We start from the raw sequence: 575 nt of genomic DNA, 5'->3' as shown, positions 1-575 counted from the left end.
GGGTGTATTAAGAGCAAAGGCCGTTCCCCTTCGCGGGCAAAGATCAAGAACGAGTGAGAACCACTTCGCTTGTAAAACAGCGGCTCGCGAGAAAAGACTGCAAAAACCTTCAAGCCAATTTGCCCGCCCGTCGCTTTTCGCTAGCGAACAACCAGCAACGGGGTTGTTTACCAATCCGTTCGTCTGCGTTTCTTGTAGGTTCTTTCGAGTATTGTGTAGTATATTGCACTAAGGATTGTAAGAATGTAGATGCCGATTACTACGATCCACAATTTCGGATTTGCTTGAAGAACTTCGCCTTTTGTTAACACGCAGTAGGTCAAATAAACGCTTGCAATTGCCATGCCAGCGGTAAATACAAGGAATGACTGCTTCAGGTTTTTCAACTGTGATCTTCTTCTTGGAATCAAGTTCATAACCCTTTCACCCCACGAATACGTACATTAGTGGATAATCAATCGTTTTCTTACCCACCGAAATGAATTATATCAAATGTTGGTCGTGAAACAAATTCGAACATAAAAGAGTTACAACATCGCCGAGAAACCTTTGAAGAAGTGATGCCACCTTCGGTG

1 protein-coding gene is annotated in these 575 nt (G+C 43.5%); it reads right to left on the bottom strand.

Features of this window, described 5'->3' with window-relative positions:
- Positions 1-167 precede the first annotated feature (167 nt).
- Positions 168-416, bottom strand: coding sequence for a hypothetical protein (locus B3K91_RS00850; RefSeq protein ID WP_292593849.1), 249 nt, complete (start codon positions 414-416; stop codon positions 168-170).
- Positions 417-575 lie beyond the last annotated feature (159 nt).

Origin of the sequence: Mesotoga sp. UBA5847, assembly GCF_002432735.1 — a bacterium.
GTDB lineage: Bacteria > Thermotogota > Thermotogae > Petrotogales > Kosmotogaceae > Mesotoga.
The sequence above is the reverse complement of the archived record's forward strand: the minus strand, read 5'-3'. Positions and strand labels throughout refer to the sequence as shown.

Excerpts from the sequence above, each read along its gene's own strand:
- B3K91_RS00850 (WP_292593849.1), bottom strand. The coding sequence starts at position 416 with ATGAACTTGATTCCAAGAAGAAGATCACAGTTGAAAAACCTGAAGCAG.